General features: G+C 34.8%; 1 protein-coding gene. It reads left to right on the top strand.

Annotated elements, in window-relative coordinates; translation table 11 throughout:
* Window positions 1-53: 53 nt before the first annotated feature.
* The coding region (locus ABCO64_RS10785) for an FAD-dependent oxidoreductase (protein WP_343089479.1) at window positions 54-534 on the top strand (481 nt) is incomplete at its 3' end.

Genomic DNA, 534 nt, shown 5'->3' with positions numbered 1-534 from the left:
AATAATCTATGATAAAATATAAGTATAAATAAGTCATATAAAGGATTGATGCGATGAAAGTTATAGTGATTGGTGGCGTTGCCGCAGGAATGAGTGCTGCGTCCAAATTAAAAAGGAATAACCCAGATACATCAATCACCGTTTATGAATACGGTGAGGATCTTTCTTATGGGGCATGTGGTATGCCTTATTACATCAGTGATTTAATTCCTAAAGAAAAGGCTTTAATTGCACGAACGAAAAGTGAATTTAAAGAAAGAGGCATTGATGTTAAAACATCTCATGAAGTCATAAGTGTTGAACCAAATAAAAAAAGTGTAACCGTTAAAAATTTAAAAACTGGTGAATCCTTTAGTGATGATTTTGATAAATTAATTATTGCCTCAGGCGCCAGTGCGATTAGACTCCCTGTTAAAGGGAAAGAATCAAAACGTATAAAAGTTTTATCTTCTTTAGAGGATGCGCGTGATTTAAAACACGTTTTAACCCAAAACCCAGTTAAAAACGTCGCCGTTATAGGGGGTGGCTTTACTG

Source organism: Methanocalculus natronophilus (assembly GCF_038751955.1).
GTDB classification, from domain to species: domain Archaea; phylum Halobacteriota; class Methanomicrobia; order Methanomicrobiales; family Methanocorpusculaceae; genus Methanocalculus; species Methanocalculus natronophilus.
The sequence above is the reverse complement of the archived record's forward strand: the minus strand, read 5'-3'. Positions and strand labels throughout refer to the sequence as shown.